General features: G+C 66.9%; 23 protein-coding genes and 2 tRNA genes. 15 read left to right on the top strand and 10 right to left on the bottom strand.

All coding sequences use genetic code 11. From position 1 onward, the window contains the following. Positions 1–31: 31 nt before the first annotated feature. Entirely contained in the window at positions 32–679 is a 648-nt protein-coding gene (locus GKO32_RS19545) for a GNAT family N-acetyltransferase (RefSeq protein WP_312868149.1), read from the bottom strand. 168 nt (positions 680–847) lie between these two features. On the opposite strand from GKO32_RS19545, the gene GKO32_RS19540 reads away from it, so the two are divergent. Together GKO32_RS19540 and GKO32_RS19535 are read left to right on the top strand one after the other, a co-directional pair. Beyond that, a complete protein-coding gene (locus GKO32_RS19540; RefSeq protein WP_154758312.1) occupies positions 848–2,161 on the top strand; it encodes an aminotransferase-like domain-containing protein in 1,314 nt (437 codons plus the stop codon). Positions 2,162–2,194: 33 nt separating this feature from the next. Continuing rightward, the gene (locus tag GKO32_RS19535) at positions 2,195–3,142 is read left to right on the top strand and encodes a D-alanine--D-alanine ligase family protein (RefSeq protein WP_312868148.1); all 948 of its coding nucleotides are present in this window, start codon (positions 2,195–2,197) and stop codon (positions 3,140–3,142) included. Positions 3,143–3,226: 84 nt separating this feature from the next. Here GKO32_RS19535 and GKO32_RS19530 read toward each other — a convergent pair whose 3' ends face one another. The 8 genes from GKO32_RS19530 to rpmH all read right to left on the bottom strand — a co-directional run bounded on the left by GKO32_RS19530 (position 3,227) and on the right by rpmH (position 8,663). Next, positions 3,227–4,222, bottom strand: coding sequence for a ParB/RepB/Spo0J family partition protein (locus GKO32_RS19530; RefSeq protein ID WP_154758311.1), 996 nt, complete (start codon positions 4,220–4,222; stop codon positions 3,227–3,229). Further along, complete coding sequence (locus GKO32_RS19525; RefSeq protein WP_312868147.1) at positions 4,219–5,121, bottom strand: ParA family protein; 903 nt, start codon at positions 5,119–5,121, stop codon at positions 4,219–4,221. The genes GKO32_RS19530 and GKO32_RS19525 overlap by 4 nt, the downstream gene beginning before the upstream one ends. A gap of 66 nt (positions 5,122–5,187) precedes the next feature. Then, complete coding sequence (gene rsmG, locus GKO32_RS19520; protein WP_312868146.1) at positions 5,188–5,883, bottom strand: 16S rRNA (guanine(527)-N(7))-methyltransferase RsmG; 696 nt, start codon at positions 5,881–5,883, stop codon at positions 5,188–5,190. 149 nt (positions 5,884–6,032) lie between these two features. Further along, on the bottom strand, positions 6,033–6,572 hold the full coding sequence (locus tag GKO32_RS19515; protein WP_166459653.1) for a Jag family protein: 540 nt from the start codon (positions 6,570–6,572) through the stop codon (positions 6,033–6,035). Positions 6,573–6,599: 27 nt separating this feature from the next. Then, the gene (gene yidC / locus GKO32_RS19510) at positions 6,600–7,712 is read right to left on the bottom strand and encodes a membrane protein insertase YidC (protein ID WP_312868145.1); all 1,113 of its coding nucleotides are present in this window, start codon (positions 7,710–7,712) and stop codon (positions 6,600–6,602) included. A 4-nt stretch (positions 7,713–7,716) separates the two neighbouring features. Next, positions 7,717–8,034, bottom strand: coding sequence for a membrane protein insertion efficiency factor YidD (yidD, locus tag GKO32_RS19505; protein ID WP_312868144.1), 318 nt, complete (start codon positions 8,032–8,034; stop codon positions 7,717–7,719). Then, the gene (gene rnpA, locus GKO32_RS19500) at positions 8,031–8,495 is read right to left on the bottom strand and encodes a ribonuclease P protein component (RefSeq protein WP_154758308.1); all 465 of its coding nucleotides are present in this window, start codon (positions 8,493–8,495) and stop codon (positions 8,031–8,033) included. The genes yidD and rnpA overlap by 4 nt, the downstream gene beginning before the upstream one ends. 24 nt (positions 8,496–8,519) lie before the next feature. Then, positions 8,520–8,663, bottom strand: a complete 144-nt coding sequence (gene rpmH, locus GKO32_RS19495) for a 50S ribosomal protein L34 (RefSeq protein WP_017985946.1) — start codon at positions 8,661–8,663, stop codon at positions 8,520–8,522. 472 nt (positions 8,664–9,135) lie between these two features. Between rpmH and dnaA the strand changes: the two genes are divergently transcribed. The 11 genes from dnaA (at position 9,136) to GKO32_RS19440 (ending at position 23,067) form a co-directional block, all read left to right on the top strand. Next, entirely contained in the window at positions 9,136–10,725 is a 1,590-nt protein-coding gene (gene dnaA, locus GKO32_RS19490) for a chromosomal replication initiator protein DnaA (protein WP_312868143.1), read from the top strand. A 759-nt stretch (positions 10,726–11,484) separates the two neighbouring features. Then, positions 11,485–12,618: a DNA polymerase III subunit beta gene (gene dnaN / locus GKO32_RS19485; protein ID WP_154758307.1), complete on the top strand. Its 1,134-nt coding sequence runs from the start codon at positions 11,485–11,487 to the stop codon at positions 12,616–12,618. Positions 12,619–12,643: 25 nt separating this feature from the next. Then, entirely contained in the window at positions 12,644–13,540 is an 897-nt protein-coding gene (gnd, locus tag GKO32_RS19480; protein ID WP_312868164.1) for a phosphogluconate dehydrogenase (NAD(+)-dependent, decarboxylating), read from the top strand. 7 nt (positions 13,541–13,547) lie between these two features. Next, positions 13,548–14,702, top strand: coding sequence for a DNA replication/repair protein RecF (gene recF / locus GKO32_RS19475; protein ID WP_154758305.1), 1,155 nt, complete (start codon positions 13,548–13,550; stop codon positions 14,700–14,702). 226 nt (positions 14,703–14,928) lie between these two features. Further along, on the top strand, positions 14,929–15,435 hold the full coding sequence (locus tag GKO32_RS19470; protein WP_312868142.1) for a DciA family protein: 507 nt from the start codon (positions 14,929–14,931) through the stop codon (positions 15,433–15,435). 180 nt (positions 15,436–15,615) lie between these two features. Then, positions 15,616–17,583: a DNA topoisomerase (ATP-hydrolyzing) subunit B gene (gene gyrB, locus GKO32_RS19465; protein WP_312868141.1), complete on the top strand. Its 1,968-nt coding sequence runs from the start codon at positions 15,616–15,618 to the stop codon at positions 17,581–17,583. A 53-nt stretch (positions 17,584–17,636) separates the two neighbouring features. Then, positions 17,637–20,162 carry a DNA gyrase subunit A gene (gene gyrA / locus GKO32_RS19460; protein ID WP_154758303.1) on the top strand — a complete coding sequence of 842 codons (2,526 nt, stop codon included), beginning with the start codon at positions 17,637–17,639 and terminating at the stop codon, positions 20,160–20,162. 11 nt (positions 20,163–20,173) lie between these two features. After that, the gene (locus GKO32_RS19455) at positions 20,174–20,881 is read left to right on the top strand and encodes a DUF3566 domain-containing protein (protein ID WP_312868140.1); all 708 of its coding nucleotides are present in this window, start codon (positions 20,174–20,176) and stop codon (positions 20,879–20,881) included. A gap of 30 nt (positions 20,882–20,911) precedes the next feature. Further along, positions 20,912–20,988, top strand: a tRNA-Ile gene (locus tag GKO32_RS19450). A 164-nt stretch (positions 20,989–21,152) separates the two neighbouring features. Further along, the gene (locus GKO32_RS19445; protein WP_154758302.1) at positions 21,153–22,070 is read left to right on the top strand and encodes an NADP-dependent oxidoreductase; all 918 of its coding nucleotides are present in this window, start codon (positions 21,153–21,155) and stop codon (positions 22,068–22,070) included. Positions 22,071–22,257: 187 nt separating this feature from the next. Beyond that, on the top strand, positions 22,258–23,067 hold the full coding sequence (locus GKO32_RS19440) for a YceI family protein (protein ID WP_312868139.1): 810 nt from the start codon (positions 22,258–22,260) through the stop codon (positions 23,065–23,067). Here the strand turns inward: GKO32_RS19440 and GKO32_RS19435 are convergent, their stop codons facing one another. Continuing rightward, positions 23,068–24,108 (bottom strand): MerR family transcriptional regulator, encoded by a 1,041-nt coding sequence (locus GKO32_RS19435; RefSeq protein ID WP_154758300.1) that lies wholly within the window; start codon positions 24,106–24,108, stop codon positions 23,068–23,070. 145 nt (positions 24,109–24,253) lie between these two features. On the opposite strand from GKO32_RS19435, the gene GKO32_RS19430 reads away from it, so the two are divergent. Next, positions 24,254–24,442 carry a DLW-39 family protein gene (locus GKO32_RS19430; protein ID WP_312868138.1) on the top strand — a complete coding sequence of 63 codons (189 nt, stop codon included), beginning with the start codon at positions 24,254–24,256 and terminating at the stop codon, positions 24,440–24,442. Positions 24,443–24,468: 26 nt separating this feature from the next. After that, positions 24,469–24,541, top strand: a tRNA-Ala gene (locus tag GKO32_RS19425). Positions 24,542–24,552 lie beyond the last annotated feature (11 nt).

The following is a 24,552-nucleotide window of genomic DNA, read 5'->3' as shown; positions in this document are numbered from 1 at the left end:
TGGATAACTCTGTCCACAGACCTGTGGACAACTACGCGCGAAGGGTGCTTGGTTCCGCCGTCTGGATGCTCACCTGGCCCAGCAAACGCTCCAGCGCCGCCTCGACGTCTTCCTTCCAGGAGATCGCCGAGCGAAGTTCCAGGCGCAGCCGCGGCCATTTGGGATGTGGGCGCACGGTCTTGAACCCGACCGCGCTGAGGAAGTCGGCCGGGACCACGCAGGTGTGTCCCACCGCCTCGTTCGCGGGCTCGTCCGGGTCCGCGTCACCGAACGCCTCGATGGCCCGCACGCCGCGGCGGGTGAGGTCCTTCGCGACCGCCTGGACGAGCGTCCGGCCCAGCCCACCGCCACGGAACTCCGGCAGCACGTGGAAGCCGGTCAGCAGCACGGCGTCCGCGCTGGGCGGCGACGTCGGGAAGGCGCTGGCTCGCGGGACCGCGTTCGGCGGGGCGTACAGCACGAACCCGACCGGCAGGTTGTCACTGAAAATGAGCCGGCCACAGGATCCCCATTCCAGCAGCACGCTGGACACCCAGGCTTCCTTCTCGACCTCCGTCGAGCCGTACTCCTCGGCCTGCGCGCGCAGATGCGGCGCGAGCTCCCAGTACACGCACCGGCGGCAGTGTTTGGGCAGCTGCTCCAGGTTGTCCAGCGTGACGCCTACGACGCGACGCGACACCCGACCTCCCAGAATGTTTCGTGACCGGCTGACGGGCACAGCGCACCGCGTCAGCGTTTCGGCCGCTTCCGAGGATAGGCGTATGTGACGCAGGTCGAAAGTCCGCGAAGGTCACAAGGACGGGTGGTTACACTCGACGGACTGACCGCCGACACCTGCGAAGTGCTGATGACTGCCTCCACGCCCGACAGATCCGGCCGCCACAACCTCGACCCGCACCTCGACCGGTACGCCGCGCGCACCGCCGGGATGACGGCGTCGGAGATCCGGGCGTTGTTCGCGGTGGCGAGCAGGCCCGAGGTCGTCTCGCTGGCGGGCGGCATGCCGAACCTGGCCGCACTGCCGTTGGAGAGCCTCTCCACTCAGATCGGTGAGCTGATCGCCGACGAGGGGCTCGTAGCGCTCCAGTACGGGTCCGCGCACGGCATCCCGGTACTGCGAGAGCAGATCTGCGAGATCATGGCTCTCGAAGGCATCTCGGCCCATCCTGACGACGTCGTGGTGACCGTCGGCTCCCAGATGGGTCTCGACATGGTCACCCGGCTGTTCTGCGACCCCGGCGACATCGTGCTCGCCGAGGGGCCGTCGTACGTCGGCGCGCTCGGGTCGTTCGCCGCGTATCAGGCGCAGGTCGTGCACGTCGCGATGGACGACGACGGCCTGGTGCCGGAGGCGCTGCGCGAAGCACTCGCCCAGGCCGCGAAAGCCGGCAAGCGGGTCAAGTTCCTTTATACAATCCCGAATTTCCACAATCCGGCCGGAGTCACACTGGCCGTCGAACGCCGCGCCGAGATCGTCGAGATCTGCCGCGCGCACGGCGTGCTGGTGATCGAGGACAACCCGTACGGTCTACTCGGCTTCGACGGGCAGACCTACCCGGCGCTGCGTTCCCTCGACCCGGACAACGTCATCTACCTCGGGTCGTTCTCGAAGACGTTCGCCTCGGGCCTGCGGGTCGGCTGGGTTCTGGCGCCACACGCGGTACGCGAGAAGCTGGTGCTGGCGGCCGAGTCCGCGACGCTGTGCCCGCCCACGCTGAACCAGATGATCGTGTCGCGGTATCTGACCACGCACGACTGGAAGGGCCAGATCAAGACCTTCCGCGAAAACTACCGGGAGCGCCGTGATGCGATCCTCGGCGCGCTCGAACAACACATGCCCACGGGCTGCAGCTGGACCACCCCGGACGGGGGGTTCTACGTGTGGGTGACCGTGCCGGAAGGCGTGGACACCAAGGCGATGCTGCCGCGCGCGGTGACCGCCCGGGTCGCGTACGCCTCGGGAACAGGTTTCTACGCCGACGGTTTCGGCAGCAGGCAGATGCGGTTGTCCTACTGCTACCCGACGCCCGAACGGATCCGCGAGGGCGTGCGCAGGCTCGCCGGGGTTCTCGAGTCCGAAATGGACCTGGTGCGGACCTTCGGTAACGTCAGCATGAAGCCGATCTCCGGGCCGGAGAACCCGTCTCCGGACACGGCCTGAGAGTCCATTTCAGACATTCAAAGGGGTATCGGCGTGGTTCTGCCCACCGTCGCAGTTCTCGCAGGCGGGCTTTCGCATGAGCGAGATGTCTCGTTGCGTTCCGGGAGGCGGCTGTCCGCCGCCCTGCGGTCGCAGGGGCTGACCGTCGAGGAATGGGACACGGACGCGGGGCTGCTCACCCGGCTGCGCACCGATCGTCCGGACGCGGCGGTGATCGCGTTGCACGGCGGCGAGGGCGAGAACGGTTCGGTCCAGACCATTCTCGAAATGCTCAAGATTCCTTACGTGGGAACGAGTTCGCAGGGATGCCGGCGCGCGTGGGACAAGCCGACCGCGAAGGCGCTGGTCGCCGACGCCGGATTCGCCACGCCCGACTGGGTCGCGCTACCGAACAGCACGTTCCGTGAACTGGGCGCGCAGGAGGTGCTGGACGCGATCGTCGACCAGCTCGGGCTGCCGCTGATCCTCAAGCCGGACCAGGGTGGCTCCGCGCTCGGCACGCAGGTCGTGCGCGATGCCGCGGAACTGCCCGCCGCGATGGTCGGGTGCTTCGCCTACGGGGACACGGTCCTGGCCGAGCGGCTCATCGACGGCACGGAGATCGCGATCGCCGTGATCGAACGCGACGGCGGCCCGCAGGCGCTGCCGCCCGTCGAGATCGTGCCGGAGAGCGGGGTCTACAACTACACGGCCCGCTACACCGCCGGACTGACCGACTTCTTCTCGCCGGCGCGGCTGTCCGAAGATGTGGCCAAGGCGGTGGGGGAGCTGGCCGTCGCGGCGCACCGGCTGCTCGGCATGCGTGACATTTCGCGGACCGACGCGATCGTCGCGCCCGATGGCACAGTGCAGTTCCTCGAAGTGAACTCGTCGCCGGGGCTGACGGAAACTTCGACGGTACCGATGGCCATGGAGTCCGCCGGCACCAATCTCGGCGAGGTCTTCGCCGAGCTCGTCACTCGCGCCATCGCGCGGGGCTGACCCCCGCGGAAACATCACGGCTCCCCTCGCCGCGCGCGAAGGGAGCCGTTCTGCTATTCATCACCGTGACGAAACGACCTGGTGTCATTCCTCATCGAAATCGGATGTCTGTTTTGCCGCATTCGGCGCCATCAGGTCCACGATCCGCTGAAGATCGTCGACCGAGCCGAACTCGACGACGATCCGGCCCTTGCGGCGGCCGAGGTCGACCTTCACCCGCGTGTCGAACGTGTCGGAGAGGCGGGTCGCCAGGTCCTGCAAACCCGGCGCGTGCATGGCCTTGCGCGGTTGCGGTTTCGGCTTCGCGGGCGCCTCGGACTTCTTGAGGGTCACCGCTTCCTCGGTCGCGCGCACGGAGAGACCTTCGGCGACGATGCGGGTCGCCAGCTCCTCCTGCGCCTCGGCGTCCTCGAGCGACAGCAGCGCTCGCGCATGTCCGGCCGAAAGCACCCCGGCCGCGACTCGGCGCTGCACGGGGAGGGGAAGCTTGAGCAACCGGATCGTGTTCGTGATGACCGGGCGGCTACGACCGATGCGGCCGGCCAGCTCCTCGTGTGTCACCTCGAACTCATCGAGCAGCTGCTGATACGCGGCGGCCTCTTCGAGCGGATTCAGCTGAACTCGGTGGATGTTCTCCAGGAGCGCGTCCCGCAGCATCGCCTCGTCGGCGGTCTGCCGGACGATGGCCGGGATCTTCTCGAGCTCGGCTTGTTGCGACGCGCGGAGCCGTCGTTCGCCCATGACGAGCTCGTAGCCGCCATCGCCGAGCTCGCGCACCACGATCGGCTGCATGAGCCCGAACTCGCGGATCGAATGCTCGAGCTCGGCCAGCGCCTCCTGGTCGAAGACCTGCCGAGGTTGCTTCGGATTGGCCTTGACCGCGCCGACCGGGATCTCACGGTAGACGGCACCGGCCACCTCGCCCCCGGGAACCGGCACCGCGTTGTTCGCGGCAAACCAGTCCTTGTCGCCGTTGCGCGAGGACGTCTCGACCCGAACCTCCGGCTGTTCACCGTTCGCCGGCCCGGTGGGGATCAGCGCCGCGAGGCCGCGGCCGAGTCCTCCTCTGCGCTCCGTCATAACGTTCCGCTCCTCGATCCGTTGGTGCTGCCACGCTCGGCGATTTCCTTCGCCGCGTCCATGTAGCTCATCGCGCCACGAGAACCCGGGTCGTACGCCAGCACGGTCTGGCCGTAACTGGGCGCCTCGGAGACCTTCACGTTGCGCGGGATGACGGTCTTGAGCACGACGTCGCCGAAGTGACCGCGCACCTCGGCGCTCACCTGATCGGCCAGCTTGGTGCGGCCGTCGTACATCGTGAGCAGGATCGTGGACACGGCGAGGCTGGGATTGAGGTGCTTCTGCACCAGATCGATGTTGCTCAGCAACTGGCCCAGACCTTCGAGCGCGTAGTACTCGCACTGGATCGGGATGAGCACCTCGCGTGCCGCGACCATCGCGTTGACGGTGAGCAGCCCGAGAGACGGGGGACAGTCGATGAAGACGTAGTCGACGCCGACCTCATCGATCGCTTCGGACGACAGCGCCTCCTTGAGCCGCGACTCTCGATTGGGCATCTCGACGAGTTCGATTTCGGCACCGGCGAGGTCGATCGTCGCGGGGACGCACAGGAGGTTCGGCGACTGCTCGCTGACGGCGGTCGCGTCCGCGAGGGATACCTCGCCGAGGAGCACCTCATACACCGACGGCGTGCCCGAGCGGTGGTCCACGTTGAGCGCGGTGCTGGCGTTGCCCTGTGGGTCCAGGTCGATGACGAGCGTCCTGAGCCCGTGCACCGCGAGCGCCGCGGCGAGGTTGACAGCACTGGTGGTCTTGCCGACCCCGCCCTTCTGGTTGGCGACCGTCAGCACGCGGCGATGGTCGGGACGGGGGAGGCGGTTGGATTCGGGATGCAGAACGCGCGCCGCGCGCTCGGCTTCTTCGGCGATCGGGGTCCAGTCTGTTGAAGGCGGGGTCACCGGCCGAGCCACCTCTCTGGGATTGATATTCCGCCGCGCGGTTTCACGTGGAACATGGCCATCTTTTCATCCCCTCCGCTTCGACCGGACACCGACAGCGTTCCGCCGCCGTTTCCCCGGCTCCGGCGCCTGCGGGCGGATTCGTTCGATAATGACGACGGTGGTGGGGACCTCCACGAGCCCCGCGCCGCACTCCGAGACCGTGGGCGTGCCGCCTCCGACCCGGGACACGGCGGCCGCATCACGGGTGACTTCGTCCCGCGCGCTGGCCCCCTTCACCGCAAGCATCATGCCACCCTCTCGCAGCAGCGGAAGGCACCAACCCGCCAGGCGGGCGAGTGGAGCGACCGCGCGGGCGGTCACCACATCCGCGGTGCCGATCTCCGCGCGCACGACCTTCTCCTCGGCGCGCCCACGGATCACCCGGACATCGAGGTCCAGCTCCTCGATCACTTCCGCAAGCCAGTCGACGCGACGCGCCATCGGCTCGACGAGAGTGATCTCCAGATCCGGTCTGGCGATCGCAAGCGGGATGCCGGGGAGTCCAGCGCCCGAGCCAACGTCGACGACGCTCACCCCGTCGGGGATACGCTCGCCGATCACGGCGGAGTTGAGGAGATGCCGTTCCCAGAGGCGCTCGACCTCGCGAGGACCGATCAGCCCACGTTCGACGCCGTGTTGCTCCAACAACTCCGCGAACCGCTTGGCCCGTGGCAAGCCGGCACCGAACACCTTGGCCGTCGAGTCTTCGACGTCCTCCACTCGTCACCCCGTTTCACGTGAAACTGCGTCGCGACTGATTGTCCCCGACGCGAACATCAAGAGGGGGAGGTGGACCCGTTTCACGTGAAACGAGTAATACAAAAAAGCGGCCCACCGGATCCCGGTGGGCCGCTCTTAGTCCTGGCTTGTCAGTCTTCGTCGTCCAGCAGAACGACCACGCGCCGTTTCGGCTCCTCGCCCTCGCTCTCGCTACGAGCGCCCTTCACCGAGGCGACTGCGTCGTGCACGACCTTCCGCTCGAACGGGCTCATCGGCTGGAGTCGCACCTTCTCACCCGTCGAGACCACCGACTCCGCGGTCGTCCGGCCAAGCTCGCGCAGTTCCTCCCGCCGCGCCGCTCGCCAGCCGGCGATGTCCAACATCAGCCGACTGCGAGTCCCGGTCTCCTGCTGCACCGCAAGCCGGGTCAGCTCCTGTAGCGCCTCGAGCACCTGACCCCGGCCGCCGACGAGCTTCTCCAGATCGTCACCGCCGTCGATGCTGACAATCGCCCGGCCGGCCTCGACATCGAGATCGATGTCACCGTCGTAGTCCAGCAGATCCAGCAGGCGTTCGAGGTAGTCGCCCGCGATGTCGCCTTCCCGCACCAGCAGTTCGGCACCACCCGTGGCGCTCACTTCGGTGTCGGCGTTGCCTTCGGTGTCGATCGTCTCGACCGTCTCCGACATCATTCGTCTCCTCTCCCGGGGAAGCTGTCAGCGACGCTTCTGCCCCGAGCCTTTCTGTCCAGGGTTCTTGCCGCCCGATGCCGGTTTCTTCCGCTGCTGCGCTGTCCCGCTCTTCGGGCGCTGCGGCTGCTGAGCGAACCGGTGAGGCGATCCGGCCTTCGAGTTGCCCTTACCGCCGTTGGCGGCGGCGCGATTGCCGCCCGTCGTGGACTCGCTCGTGGACGACTCCTCCTCCGTGGCGACGGGCTTTGTCTGCTGCGCCGGCTTCTGACCGGGCTTCGGCTTGGCGCCGGGCTTCGGGGCGAGCGCGTCGCGCTTCTCCTTCTCCGCGACCTTCTTCTCTTCCTCTTCCTTATCGATACGCGTGTATACGAGGCGCTGCTGCATCAGCGTCCAGCCGTTGTTCGACAACCAGTAGACGAGCAGTCCGATCGGGAAGAAGGCACCGAAGACGAGCACACCCAGCGGGAAGATGTACATCGTCAGCTTCTGCATCATCGCGGTCTGCGGGGTCGCCTCCGCGGCCGCCGCGCTCTGCCGGGCTGCCGAGTGCCGCGCCGTCAGGTGGGTCAGCACGCTCGCCAGGATCATCAGCGGAATCGCGACAGGAGCAACGTTCCAGTTCCAGCCGCCACCCGTGCCGCCGAGGACCGACGCGTGGTGGATGGCGTCACCGATGTTGACGCCGAACAGCTTGGCGTGCACATAGGAATCGACGCCGGCCTGATCGAAGAAGTAGTTGTTGGTCTTCGGGCTGCCGTCCTTGGGCTGGATCGAGAACGCGCGCAGCACCCAGTTCAGACCAATGAAGACAGGGATCTGCAGAACCATCGGCAGGCAGCTGCCGAGCGGGTTGACGCCGTGCTCCCGCTGGAGCTTCTGCATCTCCGCCGCTTGACGCTGCTTGTCGTTCGCGTACTTCTTCTGGATCTTCTTCATTTCCGGCGCGAAGTCCTGCATCTTCTTCATCGACCGGACCTGGTTCACGAACGGTTTGAACATGATGCCGCGAACCGTGAACGTCAGGAACATGATCGCGAGGATCCAGGCAAACGCGTTGTTGTCCCCCAACACGAAGCCGAAGACTTTGTGCCAACACCAGAGGATGAAGGACACGGGGTAGTAGATGAAGTTGAGCACTGAGCTACTCCTCGGTTGACAAACCAGGTCTGGTGTGGCGCCAGGAGAACGTCTCGGGCACCGGGTCGCGGCCGGGCATCGTCCACGGGCCGCACCGCAGCAGTCGGCGCAACGCGAGATAGGAACCGCGGGCAGCGCCGAACCGGGTCAGGGCCTCAACCGCGTACGTGCTGCAGCTGGGATAGAACCGGCAGCTCGGCGGGAGGTAGGGGGAGATGAACTTGCGATAGAAGCGAAGGGGGAGCAGCAAGACCCGGGCAACCGGGCCAGGGCGGATGACCTCTTCGGTCCCGTCGCCGATCGCGGCCGTGTCTTCGTTCACACCGCAGGCCCATCGTTGTCGTGGTCAGTGTGGTCACTGCCGGGCCGGTCAGTGCGGCGGTCCGGAAGGAGGCGTAACCGCACGAGCGCGGCGTCGATGTCCGCGCCGAGTTCGGCGCTCGACGCCGTGGCCGCCGACGGTAATGCCCTAATGACCAACGCCGTGGCGGGCGGGACGGTTCCGAGCCGGGCGGCCACCAGATGCCGCAGCCGCCTGCTCACCCTGTGCCGGACGACGGAGTTCCCGACCGCCTTGCTCACCACAAAACCCGCCCGCGACGGTGCTCCGGACAAATCAGCGACGCCCTGCGTCTCCGTTGAGGGTGGCGGTGAGTGACCGGCGGGGGGGTCTCTGGCCTGCAACGCGTGGACGACCAGACGTCGCCGCCCCGCGCGGGACCCCCGGCGCATCACTTCACGGAAGTCCTCACTTCGCCGCAGACGCGCGGCCGGGGGCAGCATTCGGTGCGCCTGGAGGTGGCGCGGTCAGGCGGACAGCTTCTCGCGGCCCTTGCGACGACGGGCCGAAAGGATCGCCCGGCCGGCACGGGTGCGCATGCGCAGCCGGAATCCGTGCGTGCGGGCGCGTCGGCGGTTGTTCGGCTGGAAAGTGCGCTTACCCTTGCTCACGACTCTGCTTCTCCTGGTCTCGACAAACCGGCTCGCGAACGCGGACACGCGAAGGTGCCCGCGGCAAGCGGGGTGACTTTACGAGGGTACGCACTCGTTCTCCGACCCCGGCAACCGGCCCCCATCAGCACGGACTCGGACCGGGTGGCGACTCCGCGTAGAGCGTGGAATCCTTCTGGGGCAAGCGACTTGTCTGACAGCCCGAGCCTTGTTAGCGTGTCTCCTCTTGAGTCACCCGTTCGTGGGGGTAGGCACCGCCGTCAAAGGTGTGGAGGCTCTGGCTGGCGTAGTTTCGACCCGCAGGTGGAGTCGCTGTGGGCCGCCGTACATTAGTGCACAGTTGTGGACAACTCTGTGGATGGCTGCTGCGCGCGGTCACTCCGCGCGGCCGCGGGAACCCGCTCGATCGGGTGGGAACATCGCCGCCAGGGCGATTTCGTCTGGGGTGGACGAGGGGAGGGGAGCGAATTCGGTGTCCGAGCACCAGATGAATCTGGGCGTCGTGTGGGACCAGGTCGTTCGCGAACTGTCCGATGGCACTCTCTCCCCGCAGCAACGCGCGTGGATGCGCGTCACGCGCCCGATCGGCCTGCTCGACGGCACCGCGCTGCTCGCCGCCCCCAGTGACTTCGCGAAGGAAGCGATCGAGCGCGCGCTGCGTGAGCCCATCACCCACGCGTTGTCCCGGCGGCTCGGCCGCCCGGTGTCACTCGCGGTGAAGGTCGACAGCACTGAGGTCGCCCCCGCGCCGCAGTACGCCCCGGCGCCCCCGCGAGTGGACAGGGCGGTCGCGGATGCGCCGACGCGCCCGGTGCTGCCGCCGCTGGAGGACGGGATACTCCCGCCGGTGCGACGCGGCCGCGTCCAGGCCGAGCCGAGCAAGCCGATCATCCCCGAGGACGACAGCGAAGAAGAGGTCGACGAGGAAGGCGAGGCGCTCGCCGCCGCGCACGAGATCTGGCCGATGTTCTCGGGGCAGCCGATCGCCGGGCAGCCGTACACCGCGCCCGCACAACCGCAGACGTCGAAGACGCGCCTGAACGAGAAGTACACGTTCGACACCTTCGTCATCGGCGCCTCGAACCGGTTCGCGCACGCGGCCGCCTTCGCGGTGGCCGAAGCACCGTCCCGCGCGTACAACCCGCTGTTCATCTGGGGTGAGTCGGGCCTCGGCAAGACGCACCTGCTGCACGCGGTCGGGCACTACGCCCAGCGACTGTTCCCCGGCATGCGCGTGCGCTACGTGTCGACCGAAGAGTTCACCAACGACTTCATCAACTCACTGCGCGACGACCGGAAGGTGGCGTTCCAGCGCCGCTACCGGGATATCGACATCCTGCTCGTCGACGACATCCAGTTCCTGGAAGGCAAGGAAGGAACTCAGGAGGAGTTCTTCCATACCTTCAACACGCTGCACAACGCGAACAAGCAGATCGTGGTCTCCTCCGACCGGCCGCCCAAGCGCCTGGAGACGCTGGAAGACCGGCTGCGGACGCGGTTCGAGTGGGGCCTGATCACCGACATCCAGCCGCCCGAGTTGGAAACCCGGATCGCGATCCTGCGGAAGAAGGCCGCGCAGGACCGGCTCGCGGTGCCGGGTGAGGTGCTGGAGTTCATCGCGTCGCGGGTCGAGGCGAACATCCGCGAACTCGAGGGCGCACTCATCCGCGTCACCGCGTTCGCTTCGCTGAACCAGCAGCCGGTCGACGTCGGCCTCGCCGAAATCGTGCTGCGCGATCTCATCCCGGATTCACAGGTCCCGGAGATCAGCGCACCGACGATCATGGCGACGACGGCCGAGTTCTTCGACGTGACGATCGACGATCTGTGTGGTCCCGGGAAGACCAAAGCGCTCGCCACGGCCCGGCAGATCGCCATGTATCTGTGCCGTGAACTGACCGACATGTCGCTGCCGAAGATCGGGCAGACGTTCGGCGGCCGCGACCACACGACGGTCATGCACGCGGACAAGAAGATCCGTAAGGAGATGGCCGAGCGCCGGCGGATCTACGACCAGGTGCAGGAACTGACCTTCCGCATCAAGCAGCGCGCCCGCCAGTAGCGCATCCTTCAATCCACTTCGGACAGTCGCGGTCTACCGCGGCTGTCTTTTTTTCGGTGCGCAGTCTCCTTGCCCTATCGGGCAAAAGCTGATTGGTCCAAGTAGGACAGTGCACCGCGTCATGCCGCGTTTATGCCTGTGTCCCAAGGGTATCCGGCAAGAACCGCTTGTGATGCCAATAACGACAAGGCATCGAAAGGCGGCGGCGTTCGCTCACGGGGGTGAAGTCTCGAACGCCGCGTCCGGACGCGGTGGCTGGGTACAACTTCGCCCACAACTGGGGAAGAATGTGTGGACAACTGTGGATAGCTGTGGATGGTTTGGGGACCGCTCGAAGTTGTCCACGGAGACCCCCAAACCATCCACCGAAGTAGTCCCCAGGTATCCACAGGCCGCCACGCCTACGGACCTGCGACGACGACAGAAATCCACAGAATCCACAGCCCCTATTACTGTTACTGCCTTTGTTCTTTCAAGAAGATCTTTCAAAGCAAAAACAGGCGAGCTGTGGAGTTGGGGACAACCCGCCAAGGCGGGACGTCTTGTCGACATGTCGATGGGCTGCCCCGAATGACGGCGGGCCGGGTCACGTTCTAACGTGGGTATCCACACCCAAGCCCGCAGGTCGTTGGCGACATCGGCTCCGGGCTCCACCACACAACGAGATCCCTGGTCACCGTGCTGAGCATCGCGCGTCCAGGGCCGTTTGCCGACCTTCTCGAGCCCAAGGGGTGGCTCGGCCGTCGAAAGGATGGGCGCATGAAGATCCGCGTCGAGCGAGATGGGCTGGCCGACGCCGTCGCTTGGGTGGCCCGCAGCCTGCCGTCGAGGCCACCTGTTCCGGTACTGGGCGGCGTCCTGCTCGATGCCGGTTCCGACGGGACGACCGACGCACTCACCGTGTCCGGGTTCGACTACGAGGTCTCGGCCACGGTCGGTGTCCCGGCGACGATCGCCGACGGTGGGCGACTGCTCGTGTCCGGTCGGCTCCTCGCCGACATCACCAAGTCGCTGCCGGCCCAGCCGGTGGAGATCTTCGTCGATGGTGCCCGCGCCTCCATCACTTGTGGCAACGCCCGGTTCTCCCTGCCGACGATGCCGGTCGAGGACTACCCGGCGCTGCCCGCCCAGCCCGCGCTGGCCGGTGAGGTCGCGGGTGAAGCATTCGGCCAGGCGGTCACCCAGGTCGCCGTCGCCGCGGGCAAGGACGACACGCTCCCGATGCTGACCGGGATGCGGCTGGAAATCTCGGGCAGCTCGCTGACCCTCGTCGCGACCGACCGGTTCCGGCTCGCGATGCGCGAGTTCACCTGGGAGCCGGCCGAGGGGCTCGATGACGCGGCCGTCCTCGTCCCGGCGCGCACGCTCGCGGAAGCCGCGAAGTCGCTCGGCACGAGCGGGGCGAAGGTTTCGCTCAGCCTCGCCAGCGGTGAGGGTCTGCTCGGTCTCGCCGGTTCCGGTCGGTATACGACCACCCGCCTGCTCGACGCGGAGTTCCCGCCCTACCGTCAGTTGCTGCCCGCCCAGCACACGTCGCGCGCGGTGATCAACGTCGCCCCGCTGACCGAGGCGATCAAGCGCGTGTCGCTTGTCGCCGAGCGGGGTACGCAGGTGCGGCTCGAGTTCGCGGACGGTCTGCTCCGGCTGTCCGCGGGTGGTGACGACGAGGGCAGCGCGGAGGAAGAGTTGCCGGTCGACTATGAAGGCGAGCCGGTGACGATCGCGTTCAACCCCGGTTATCTCGTCGACGGTCTCGGCGCACTGCACGCCGACCGGGCGGAGCTCACCTTCACCACCCCGAACCGGCCGGCGCTGATCAAGCCCGCGGACGAACAGGGCCAGGTCGTTCCTGGTTACCTCTACTTGTTGATGCCGGTCCGCCTGCCCGGCTGACCGGAAACCGCGCGACCAGAAGGGGATTTCGATGGTGCAGCTGGGACTCGTCGGCCTCGGCAGGATGGGCTTCAACATGCGTGAGCGGTTGCGGGCCGACGGGCACGAGGTGGTCGGCTACGACCGCAACGCCGAAGTCAGTGACGCAAGCTCCCTCGCCGACATGGTCTCGAAGCTCGCCGCACCGCGGATCGTCTGGATCATGGTGCCCGCCGGCGGCCCGACCAGGGGCACCGTGGACGAGCTCGGCGAGCTGTTGTCCGAGGGCGATCTGGTGATCGACGGCGGCAACTCGAAGTTCACCGATGACCAGCGCAACTCCGAGGTACTGGCGGCCAAGAAGATCGGCTATCTCGACTGCGGAGTGTCCGGTGGCGTGTGGGGTAAGGAAAACGGGTACGGCCTGATGGTCGGCGGCGCGCCGGAGGACGTCGAGCGCGCGATGCCCATCTTCGATTCGCTGCGCCCGGACGGCCCGCGCGAGGAAGGGTTTTCGCACGCGGGCTCGGTCGGTGCCGGGCACTACGCGAAGATGATCCACAACGGTATCGAGTACGGGATCATGCAGGCCTACGCCGAGGGCTTCGAGCTGATGGAAGCCGCGCATGTGATCAACGACGTGCCCGCCGTGATCAAGGGGTGGCAGCGCGGCACCGTGGTCCGGTCCTGGCTGCTCGATCTGCTGGTGCGGGCGCTGGACGACGATCCGGAGCTCGACGATCTCGAGGGATATGTCGAGGATTCGGGCGAGGGCCGGTGGACGCTGGAAGAGGCGATCAACAATGCGGTACCCGCGCCGGTGATCTCGGCCGCGCTGTTCGCGCGGTTTTCCTCGCGGCAGAAGGATTCCGCCGCGATGCGTGCGGTCGCCGCGTTGCGCAACCAGTTCGGCGGGCACGCCGTCAAGAAGGTCGGTCAGTAGGCGCGTCTTGTACCTCCGTCATCTCCAGGTCACCGACTTCCGTTCGTGGGAGCATGCGGACCTGCCGTTGACGCCGGGGCCGACGGTGCTGATTGGGCCGAACGGCCGCGGCAAGACCAACTTGCTGGAGGCGATCGGGTATCTCGCGACGCTGGGCTCACACCGGGTCGCCAGCGACGCGCCGCTCGTCCGGCACGGGTGTGAGCGCGCATTGGTCCGGGCGGCCGTGGTCAACGACGACCGCGAGCTGACCATCGAACTGGAGATCACGCCGGGAAAAGCGAACCGCGCACGGGTCAATCGCGGCGCGGTCGGCAAACCGCGGGACATTCTCGGCATCCTGCGCACCGTGTTGTTCGCACCGGAGGACCTGGCGCTGGTGCGCGGTGATCCCGGTGAGCGCCGGCGGTTTCTCGACGAGCTGCTGGTGTTGCGCGCGCCGCGTTGGGCGGGGGTGCGGTCGGACTACGAACGCGTGCTGCGCCAGCGCAACGCCTTGCTGAAAACGGCGGGTAAGAGAAAAGGAACGCGTGAGGATCCGTACGCGCTCTCGACGCTCGAAGTGTGGGACAACCACCTCGCGACGGTCGGCGCGCAGCTGCTCGCCGCGCGACTCGACCTCGTGGCCGACCTCGGGCCGCATACCTCGGCCGCGTATCTGGGAGTCGCGCCGGACTCGCGGCCGGCGATCATTTCGTACCGGTCCAGCCTCGGCGAAGGACTGCCGCACGGGTATGGAAAGTCCGACGGTGAGCGGGCCGATCCGGAGAAGCTGACCGACATCCTCCTGAACGCGCTGACCGAGGTGCGGCAGGCCGAGCTCGACCGGGGAGTGAGCCTCGTCGGTCCGCATCGTGACGAGCTGGAGCTGGTGCTGGGCGACGCGCCTGCGAAGGGGTATGCGAGTCATGGGGAGTCGTGGTCGTTCGCGCTCTCGTTGCGGCTCGGGTCCTATGAGTTGCTGCGCAGCGAGAACGGCGAGCCAGTACTGCTGCTCGACGACGTGTTCGCCGAGCTGGACCGCCGTCGCCGGGCCCGGCTCGCCGAGGTGGCGGCGGCCGCCGAACAGGTGTTGATCACGGCCGCGGTGGATGAGGACGTGCCCGAAGAGCTATCGGGCACCCGGTTCACGGTCTCGAACGGGGAGGTCAGGCATGGTTGAGGAGGAACCAGCGAGAGCGGCTCGCCCACCGCGAGTGACCGGGGCCACAAGATTTACCCACCTATCTGGGGACAAGTCTGTGGATAGTGTGGATAACACGGTGAACTTGTCATCGCCGCCGGTGATCAAGAGGCCGGATGAGTCACATTCCAGCGCCCAGATGGGGCCTCTTCCGGCCGAAGACACCATATCGTCAACACAGAGTGACACCACCGGTGGGCCGAACGTGTCCGGCCGCGACCTGGCGCGGCAGGCCCTGGCCGCCGCACGCGCCAAGGCCGAGTCGAGGGGGTCCGAGCCCGGCGTCCGCAAGCGCACGGCGGCCGAGTTCGGCCAGAATCCGCGGCGTCGTCGCTGGTCCGGACCAGGCGCGGACCACCGCGACCCCCAGCCGCTCGGCCGCCTGATGTCGCGGCTCGCGGCCGATCGTGGCTGGTCGCAGCGCCTCAACGACGGTCAGGTGTTCGGTCAGTGGGCGAAGTTGGTCGGTGACGAGGTCGCGGAGCACGCCCAGCCTGTTTCCCTGAAGGACGGCGAGCTCACCGTCCGGGCCACCTCGACCGCCTGGGCCACCCAGTTGCGCCTGCTACAGGGGCAGTTGCTGACCAAGATCGCAGCGGTCGTCGGGCACGGCGTCGTGAAGCGGATGCGCATCCACGGGCCCACCGCACCGAGCTGGCGCAAAGGTGCCCGGCACATCCCGGGCCGGGGTCCCCGCGACACTTACGGCTGACATCTGAACGCGCCACGATGCCGCGGCTTGACGCGCATCCATCTCGTCACTCAACCGACTTCGAATTCGTCGCTCTGTGGGGAAACTAGGGGTGTCCTTGCCGCACCTGAGCAGAGGTGGCCAAGTAGACTGTACGAGGGAGCGGGGTCCCTTGGGCGAGACTGAGGAGAAAGCAGGCCTGTGGCAGCCAAGCAGAACGACTACAACGCGTCCTCCATCACCGTGCTCGAGGGTCTCGAAGCCGTCCGGAAACGTCCCGGTATGTACATCGGCTCGACCGGCGAGCGCGGTCTCCACCATCTTATCCAGGAAGTCGTGGACAACTCTGTCGACGAGGCGATGGCCGGGTTCGCCACCAGGGTCGAGGTGACCCTGCTCGCGGACGGCGGTGTGCGGGTCGTCGACGACGGCCGCGGCATCCCGGTCGACATCCACCCCAAGGAACGGCGGCCGACCGTCGAGGTCGTGCTCACCGTGCTGCACGCCGGTGGCAAGTTCGACAGCGACTCCTATGCCGTTTCCGGTGGTCTCCACGGTGTCGGTGTCTCGGTGGTGAACGCGCTGTCCACCGCGCTCGACGTCGAGATCCGCCGCGACGGGCGGCTGTGGCGCCAGCACTACGACCGCTCCGAGCCGGGCGAGCTGATCGACGTCGGCCCCGCCGACGACACCGGCACCATCGTCACGTTCTGGGCCGACCCGGACATTTTCGAGACGACCGAATACAACGCCGAGACGGTCGCGCGCCGCCTGCAGGAGATGGCCTTCTTGAACAAGGGCCTGTACATCAGCCTCCGTGACGAGCGAGTCTCCGAAGCGGACGCCGAGTCCGATGTGGACGGTCAGCAGGCGCGCCTCAAGGAGCGGGTGTTCCACTACCCGGGTGGGCTCGAGGATTTCGTCAAGCACATCAACGGCAGCAAGGATCCGATCCACCCGAGCGTGATTTCGTTCGAAGCCAAGGGCGAGGGCCTCGAGATCGAGGTCGCGATGCAGTGGAACAACTCCTACACGCCATCGGTGCACACCTTCGCGAACACCATCAACACGCACGAAGGCGGTACGCACGAAGAAGGTTTCCGTGCGGCGCTCACACGGGTCGTCAACGCGTACGCGCGGGACAAGAAGCTGCTCAAGGACAAGGACGAGAACCTTTCGGGCGAGGACGTGCGCGAAGGCCTCGCGGCCATCGTGTCGATCAAGCTCGCCGAGCCGCAGTTCGAAGGCCAGACCAAGACGAAGCTGGGCAACAGCGAAGCGAAGTCGTTCGTCCAGACCAAAACGAACGAATGGCTCGCCGACTGGTTCGAGCGCAATCCCAGCGAAGCCAAGACGATCATCAACAAGTCTGTGGCGAGCGCGCAGGCGCGGATGGCCGCGCGACGGGCGCGGGATCTGGTGCGCCGCAAGGGAGCGCTGGAGATCGGCGGTCTGCCGGGCAAGCTCAAGGACTGCCAGTCGACGGACCCGGAGGAGTGCGAGCTCTACATCGTGGAGGGTGACTCGGCGGGTGGTTCGGCCAAGGAAGGCCGCGAGTCACGGTTCCAGGCGATCCTGCCGATCCGCGGCAAGATCATCAACGTGGAGAAGGCCCGGATCGACCGGGTACTCAAGAACACCGAGGTGCAGTCGCTGATCACCGCGCTGGGCACCGGTATCCACGACGATTTCGACCTCTCGAAACTGCGCTACCACAAGATCGTGCTGATGGCCGACGCTGACGTGGACGGCCAGCACATCCGCACCCTGTTGCTGACGCTGCTGTTCCGGTTCATGAAGCCGCTCATCGAGCACGGCCACGTCTATCTCGCGCAGCCGCCGCTGTACAAGATCAAGTGGCCGCGGGCGGATCCGGAGTACGCCTACTCCGACAAGGAGCGCGACGGGCTGATCGCCGCCGGCGCCGAAGCCGGCCGCAAGCTGCCGAAGGACGACGCGATCCAGCGCTACAAGGGGCTCGGCGAGATGAACGCCGAAGAACTCTGGGAGACCACAATGGACCCGGCGCACCGGCTGCTGCTGCAGGTGACGCTCGACGACGCGGCCGCGGCCGACGAGCTGTTCACCGTACTGATGGGCGAGGACGTGGAGGCACGCCGCTCGTTTATCACCCGCAACGCCAAGGACGTCCGGTTCCTCGACGTCTGACCACTCGTATGTCCACAGTGCACTGACTCTGTTTTTCCTTCGAGAAGGACCTCATGACGGAAACCTTGCCGCCGGATCACGACCGCACCGAGCCGGTCGACATCCAGCAGGAGATGCAGCGCTCCTACATCGACTACGCGATGAGCGTGATCGTGTCGCGGGCGCTGCCGGACGTGCGCGACGGTCTCAAGCCGGTGCACCGCCGCGTCCTGTACTCCATGTACGACTCGGGTTTCCGGCCGGACCGCGGATACAACAAGTGTTCGCGCGTCGTCGGCGACGTCATGGGCAACTACCACCCGCACGGTGACTCGGCGATCTACGACGCACTGGTGCGACTGGCCCAGCCGTGGTCGCTGCGCTACCCGCTCATCGACGGCCAAGGCAACTTCGGGTCACCAGGCAACGACCCCGCCGCCGCGATGCGGTACACGGAGTCGCGGCTGGACCCGCTCGCGATGGAGATGCTCCGCGAGATCGACGAGGAGACCGTCGACTTCTCGGACAACTACGACGGCCGCACGCAGGAACCGGACGTCCTGCCGTCCCGCATCCCGAACCTGCTGGTCAACGGCACCTCGGGGATCGCGGTGGGGATGGCGACCAACATCCCGCCGCACAACCTGCGGGAGGTCGCCGAGGGCGTCATCTGGTCGCTGGAGAACCCGGACGCGAGCGAGGAAGAGCTGCTCGCCGCCCTGCTCATGCGCATCAAGGGCCCGGACTTCCCGACGAAGGGCCTGATCCTCGGTAACTCCGGGATCGAGGAGGCCTACCGCACCGGTCGTGGTTCGGTGCGGATGCGTGCCGTTGTCGAGGTCGACGAGGACCTCAAGGGCCGCACGATCCTCGTCGTCACCGAACTGCCGTACCAGGTCAACCCGGACAACCTGGTGGAGAACATCGCCGCGCTGGTCCGGGACGGCAAGCTCACCGGCATCGCCGATATCGCCGACGAGTCCAACAGCCGTCGCGGGATGCGGATCGTGGTCACGCTCAAGCGGGACGCGGTCGCGAAGGTCGTGCTGAACAACCTCTACAAGCACACCCAGTTGCAGTACAACTTCGGCGTCAACATGCTGGCCCTGGTCGACGGCGTGCCGCGCACGCTGCGACTGGACCAGGTCGTGCGGCACTACGTCAACCACCAGATCGACGTCATCATCCGGCGCACCCGATTCCGGCTGCGCAAGGCCGAGGAGCGGGCCCACATCCTGCGTGGTCTGGTCAAGGCGCTGGACATGCTCGACGAGGTCATCGCGCTGATCCGGCGGTCGCCGACCGTCGACGAGGCGCGCGCCGGCCTGATCGAGTTGCTGGAGATCGACGAAATCCAGGCCACCGCGATCCTCGACATGCAGCTGCGCCGGCTGGCCGCACTGGAGCGGCAGAAGATCATCGACGAACTGGCCGAGATCGAGGAGCGGATCGCCGATCTGCAGGACATCCTCGCCAGGCCGGAGCGGCAGCGGGAGATCGTCAAGGACGAGCTGACCGAGATCGTCGAAAAGTACGGTGACGAGCGGCGTACCCAGATCATCCCGTTCGACGGGGATGTCTCGGTCGAGGACCTGATCGCGGTCGAGGACGTGGTCGTCACCATCACCCGCACCGGCTATGCGAAGCGCACCAAGACGGACCTGTACCGCTCGCAGAAACGCGGCGGCAAGGGTGTGCAGGGCGCGCAGCTCAAGCAGGACGACATCGTGCAGCACTTCTTCGTGTGCTCCACGCACGACTGGATCCTGTTCTTCACCAACAAGGGCCGCGTGTACCGGGCGAAGGCGTACGAACTGCCCGAGGCGAACCGGGCGGCGCGTGGCCAGCACGTCGCGAACCTGCTGGCGTTCCAGCCGGACGAGGAAATCGCCCAGGTCATCGAGATCCCGAACTACGAGGTCGCGCCGTATCTCGTGCTGGCCACCCGCAAGGGCCTGGTCAAGAAGACCAAGCTCAGCGACTTCGACTCGAACCGCGCGGGCGGCCTCATCGCGGTCAACCTGCGCGAAGGCGACGAACTGGTCGGCGCTGTGCTCGCCGGGCCCGACGACGACCTGCTGCTGGTCTCCGCGGAAGGGCAGTCGATCCGGTTCCACGCCACCGACGAAGCACTGCGGCCGATGGGCCGCGCCACGTCCGGTGTGCTCGGCATGCGGTTCAACGACGGCGACGAGCTGCTCGCGCTCAACGTGGTCAAGCCGGAGAAGTTCCTGCTGGTCGCGACCGACGGCGGGTATGCGAAGCGGACACCGATCGAGGACTACCCGGTGCAGGGCCGAGGCGGCAAGGGTGTGCTGACCATCCAGCACGACCGCAAGCGTGGCAGGCTGGTAGGTGCGCTCATCGTCGACGAGGACGACGAGCTGTATGCCATCACCTCCAACGGCGGGGTCATCCGGACGACCGCCGAAGGGGTGCGCAAGACCGGACGGCAGACGAAGGGCGTGCGGCTGATCAACCTCGGGGAAGGCACTACCCTTCTTGCGGTGGCACGCAACGCCGACGAACCCTCGGACGTCGGTAATGGTGAAGGCAACGAAGACGAGACCGGAGCACAGGCTCAGCAGCCTGAAGCGTAAGGATTTATTGAGTGACTTCGCCCGAGAACTCGGAATCGCCCGCGGCGGCCGGTGACAAGGCGGCGCCGCCGTGGCAGCGGCTCAGCAAGGACAACGGCAACGGCACGGCCGAAGGCCCGACCCAGTGGCTTCCGAGCAGCCAGGCCGGGGAAAATGCGCATGACTCCAAAGGCACCGGTGGCGACCAGACGACGGTGGTCACCGGCAGCGCGGCGGCCGGGCTGTTCGGCGGGCCGGCCGAGCCGCGGGAAGATCCCTTTGCCGGGCTGAGGGGGCAGGACACCGTGAACGTGCCGGGCGCCGCGGCCAAGGGCCGCGGAACCCCCAGCGCGCTCCGTCGCCCCGGCCGCGGCCCGCGCCGTGCGAGTCTGCAGATCAAGCGGTTCGACCCGTGGTCGGTGCTCAAACTGTCGCTCGTCCTCGGCGTCGCGCTGTTCTTCGTGTGGCTGGTCGCGGTCGGCGTGCTGTACACGGTGCTCGACGGCATGGGCGTGTGGGACAAGCTGAACGGCACGTACTCGTCACTGGTCTCCGGCGACGGCGGCGACACCCCGGCCCAGCCACTCATCAGCGCCGGCCGGGTGTTCGGCATCGCCGCCATCCTCGGCGCGATCAACATCGTGCTGCTCTCCGCGCTGGCCACGGTGAGCGCGTTCATCTACAACGTGTCCGCCGATTTGGCCGGTGGCCTTGAGGTCACCCTCTCTGAACGGGAGTGAAAGGCGTCCTGTAGTCTTTCTTTCGTTCACGGGCCCATAGCTCAGGCGGTTAGAGCGCTTCGCTGATAACGAAGAGGTCGGAGGTTCAAGTCCTCCTGGGCCCACCATTACCCCGGTACGCTGATCAGTCGAAACAGCGTGCCGGGGTTTTAGATTAGTAGGGATCGGCCTGCTGGGCCTCGCCCGGCGGTATTTCTTTCACCGCTGCGATGGCGCGGGCGACTTTGGGCGAGGAGCATGTCGCCTTGTTGAGAGACCTACGGAGGTACCGATGAAGGCAATCGTCGCGACCGACCGGGCTGCGGAAACTGCCGGGATCACACTCGCGGAGCGGCCTGAGCCGACACCGGCGATCAACGACGTCGTCGTCGAAGTCCATGCCTCAGGCTTCGTCCCGGCCGAGTGGGAGTGGCCCTCGACATGGGTCGACCGCTCCGGTCACGATCGAGTCCCGGCGATCATCGGCCACGAGTTCGCCGGGGTGGTCAGCTCCCTCGGCTACGGCACGACGGGACTTTCGCTGGGACAGCGGGTATTCGGGATCACTGACTGGCACCGCGATGGAACCCTGGCCGAGTACACGGCCGTCGAGGCACGCAACCTTGCGCCGCTGCCGGGGAACGTCGACTTCACAGTGGGTGCGAGTCTGCCGATCTCCGGCCTGACCGCGTGGCAAGGCCTGCTCCAGCACGGCCGTCTCCAGGCGGGGCAGAGCGTCCTCGCCCACGGCGCCGCCGGCGCGGTCGGGTCGGTGGTGACGCAGCTTGCCCGGGAGTTCGGCGCCTACGTCATCGGTACCGGGCGGGCAGCGGACCGCCAGGCGGCGCTTGACTTCGGCGCGAACGAGTTCCTCGACCTCGACCACGAGGATCTCGACGACATCGGCGGGGTCGACTTGGTCTTCGATGTCATCGGCGGTGACATCCAACGGCGCTCGGCGAGCATCATCCGGCCTGGCGGAACGCTGGTGTCGGTGGTCGGCCCTGCCGAGGCCCGCCCTGTCGACGGCCTCGCGATCGACTTCGTCGTCGAGTCCGTCCCGAGTCAGCTGGTGGAGATCGTCGACCGGGTGCGGGACGGGCGCCTTCGCACGCACATCGGAGCCGGCACGACCCTCGACGACGCCATCCCCGCGCTCAACCCGATCGAGCGACGTAAAGGCAAGACCGTCATTCGCGTACGCCCCTGAGCGTGCGCCCGACGACGAGACCACCTTTCTCTTGCTTCCTTTTTGTTTCGTCCAGGTTTCTGTGGTTTGGGTTACATCAGGGGTGGTGCTCTTTTGTGCTTGGTTAGTGTCCGTTCGGACATTGGCGAGCGACGGGAGTGTGGTTATGTTCGGCCGTTTGCGCAGGGACGGCCGGCAGGGGGAGCCGGTGACGTTCGACATCGGTGCCGGGTTGGTGAGTGCCCGAGTTCGTGACGAGAACGGGAAACCGCTGGCCGGCGCCGAAATGGTGTTGCGGCACAAGCGGACACCGCGGGTCACGCGTGCGACCGCGGACGACTACGGGCTCGTGGTGACCACGGCGAGCGCCGGTGTGTACGCGGTGTCGATCAACGCGGGCGGCTACCGCGAGTCCACGCACAACATCGAGGTCGTCAGCGGCGACCACACCGCGCTGGGTGAGCTGGCGCTCCAGCCCGACATGAGCCTGCGGCTGCCCGAACCCGGGGAGTGGGTTCTCGACCAGCCCCACACATCGATCAGGTTCGTCGCCCGGCACATCGGATTGTCGCGCGTGCACGGGCATTTCACGCGTTTCCGCGGCAGCATCAATGTCGGCGAGCGGATCGAGGACTCATCCGTCGAGGTGGTCATCGAGGCGGCCAGCATCGACACCGGTTCCCCACAACGGGACGAACACCTGCGCTCGGCGGATTTCCTCGACGTGGAGAACTACCCGCGGCTGCATTTTTTCAGCAACCAGATCCAGCGTGCCGCCGGTGACCGCTGGATTCTCGACGGCACCCTGAACCTGCGTGGCGCGAGCCGGGGCGTCCGGCTCGACGCCGGCTACCTGGGGCTGCGCGAGTGGAACGGCGACCGACTCGGCGCCCGTGCCACAACGGAACTGCATCGCGAGGACTTCACGATCAACTGGCAGCAGACCCTCGCCAAGGGACTCGCCGTGGTCGGCTCGACGGTGGAGATCAAGCTGGACGTGCAGGCGATCCGCGCCTGATCAAGCAACGTCGGCGACCACGCACGCGACATTGTCGGCGCCGCCGTGGCGGTTCGCACTGTCGACGAGTTCACGGACCGTCTGCTGCGGGTCCGCGGTTGTAGCCAGCACCTCGTGCAACGCGTCCATCGTGACGGCAGTGTGCAAGCCATCAGAGCACAACAGATAGCGGTCACCGGGCTCGGCTGCACGCAGTTCGATATCGGGTTCGGCGGTCTTACCGCCGTGAAGGGCCTTCACCAGCAACGCCCGCTGCGGATGCGCCGCGGCTTCCTCCGGGGTGAGGCGATCTTCGTCGATCATCGACTGGACCAGCGTGTGGTCCTGCGTGATCTGGCTGAGGCGGCCGCCGCGCAGCAGATACACCCGCGAATCGCCGATGTGCACGAGCGCGAGCCGCGGACGCGACCACAGCAGCGCGGTGAGCGTGGTGCCGACGCCCGCGCCGAGTCCCCGCACCGCGGTGCCGGCGCGTTCGACCGCGTCGGACAGCGCGTTGAGCAGGTCGCCGGCGGGGACGGTCGTGTCCAAGTGCTTCAACGCGTCGATCGCGACGGAGCTCGCCAGGCGTTCTTCCGACTCGGCGCCGAACCCGTCAGCGACGGCGAGCAGATGCGGTCCCCCGTAGGCGACGTCCTGATTGGACTCACGGACGAGGCCACGGTCGGAGTGGACGGCGTACCGGATGGTCAGTGGCGACATGGGCGCTTCCTTTCTCGACAACTGTTCGATGAGGAAGGAAGCCAGCTTCGCCCGCGACCGGATATCGGCCTCGACCTGACGCCAGTAGGCGGCGATTTCCCTTGCCGCACCGGCATTGTCGAGCTCGCACACGATCTTGATCCGCGCGAGTGGCATGCCGATCCGTCGCAGCGAGGCAACGAGCCGAGCGTGGTCGAGCTGCTCCGGCGAGTACCAGCGGTAGCCGGAACGAGGATCGATGGACGCCGGTCGGAGCAAGCCGAGCTCGTCGTACAGCCGCAGTGCCTTCGGTGACAGGCGTGCGGCCCGCGCGAAGGCGCCGATGGTCAGCAACTCCATGCTCACCCTCCTCACATCCGACACCGTGGCGCTTGCCCCGAGGTCAAGGTCAAGCATGGTTCCACGTGGAACGGGGTGTCGGGCCGATGCGGGCTGTCCGGTAGCATCTTGAGGTCAGCGGAAACGTCGGAATAAGGGGCTTCAAGTGAAGAAGCTGTTGGCGCTCGCAGCGGTCGCGGGTGGTGTGCTGTTCGTCATCAAGCGCAACAAGGACGCCAAGGCCGAAGCCGACCTCTGGCGCGAGACCACCGCCCCGACGGGTAAGCCGCTGGGCTCAGTCTCCACGAACGGCACCACCCCGGCGCACGCCACGGGTGCCGGCCAGAACAACTGAACTCGCGCGGGTTCCGCCCGCGTCCCGGGGCTGTAGCTCAATTGGTAGAGCACCGCCTTTGCAAGGCGGGGGTCAGGGGTTCGATTCCCCTCAGCTCCACCCTTTAAGGG

The organism is Amycolatopsis pithecellobii (assembly GCF_009707865.1).
GTDB lineage: Bacteria > Actinomycetota > Actinomycetes > Mycobacteriales > Pseudonocardiaceae > Amycolatopsis_E > Amycolatopsis_E pithecellobii.
Note: the sequence above shows the minus strand (reverse complement) of the source record. Positions and strands in the feature narration are given on the sequence as shown.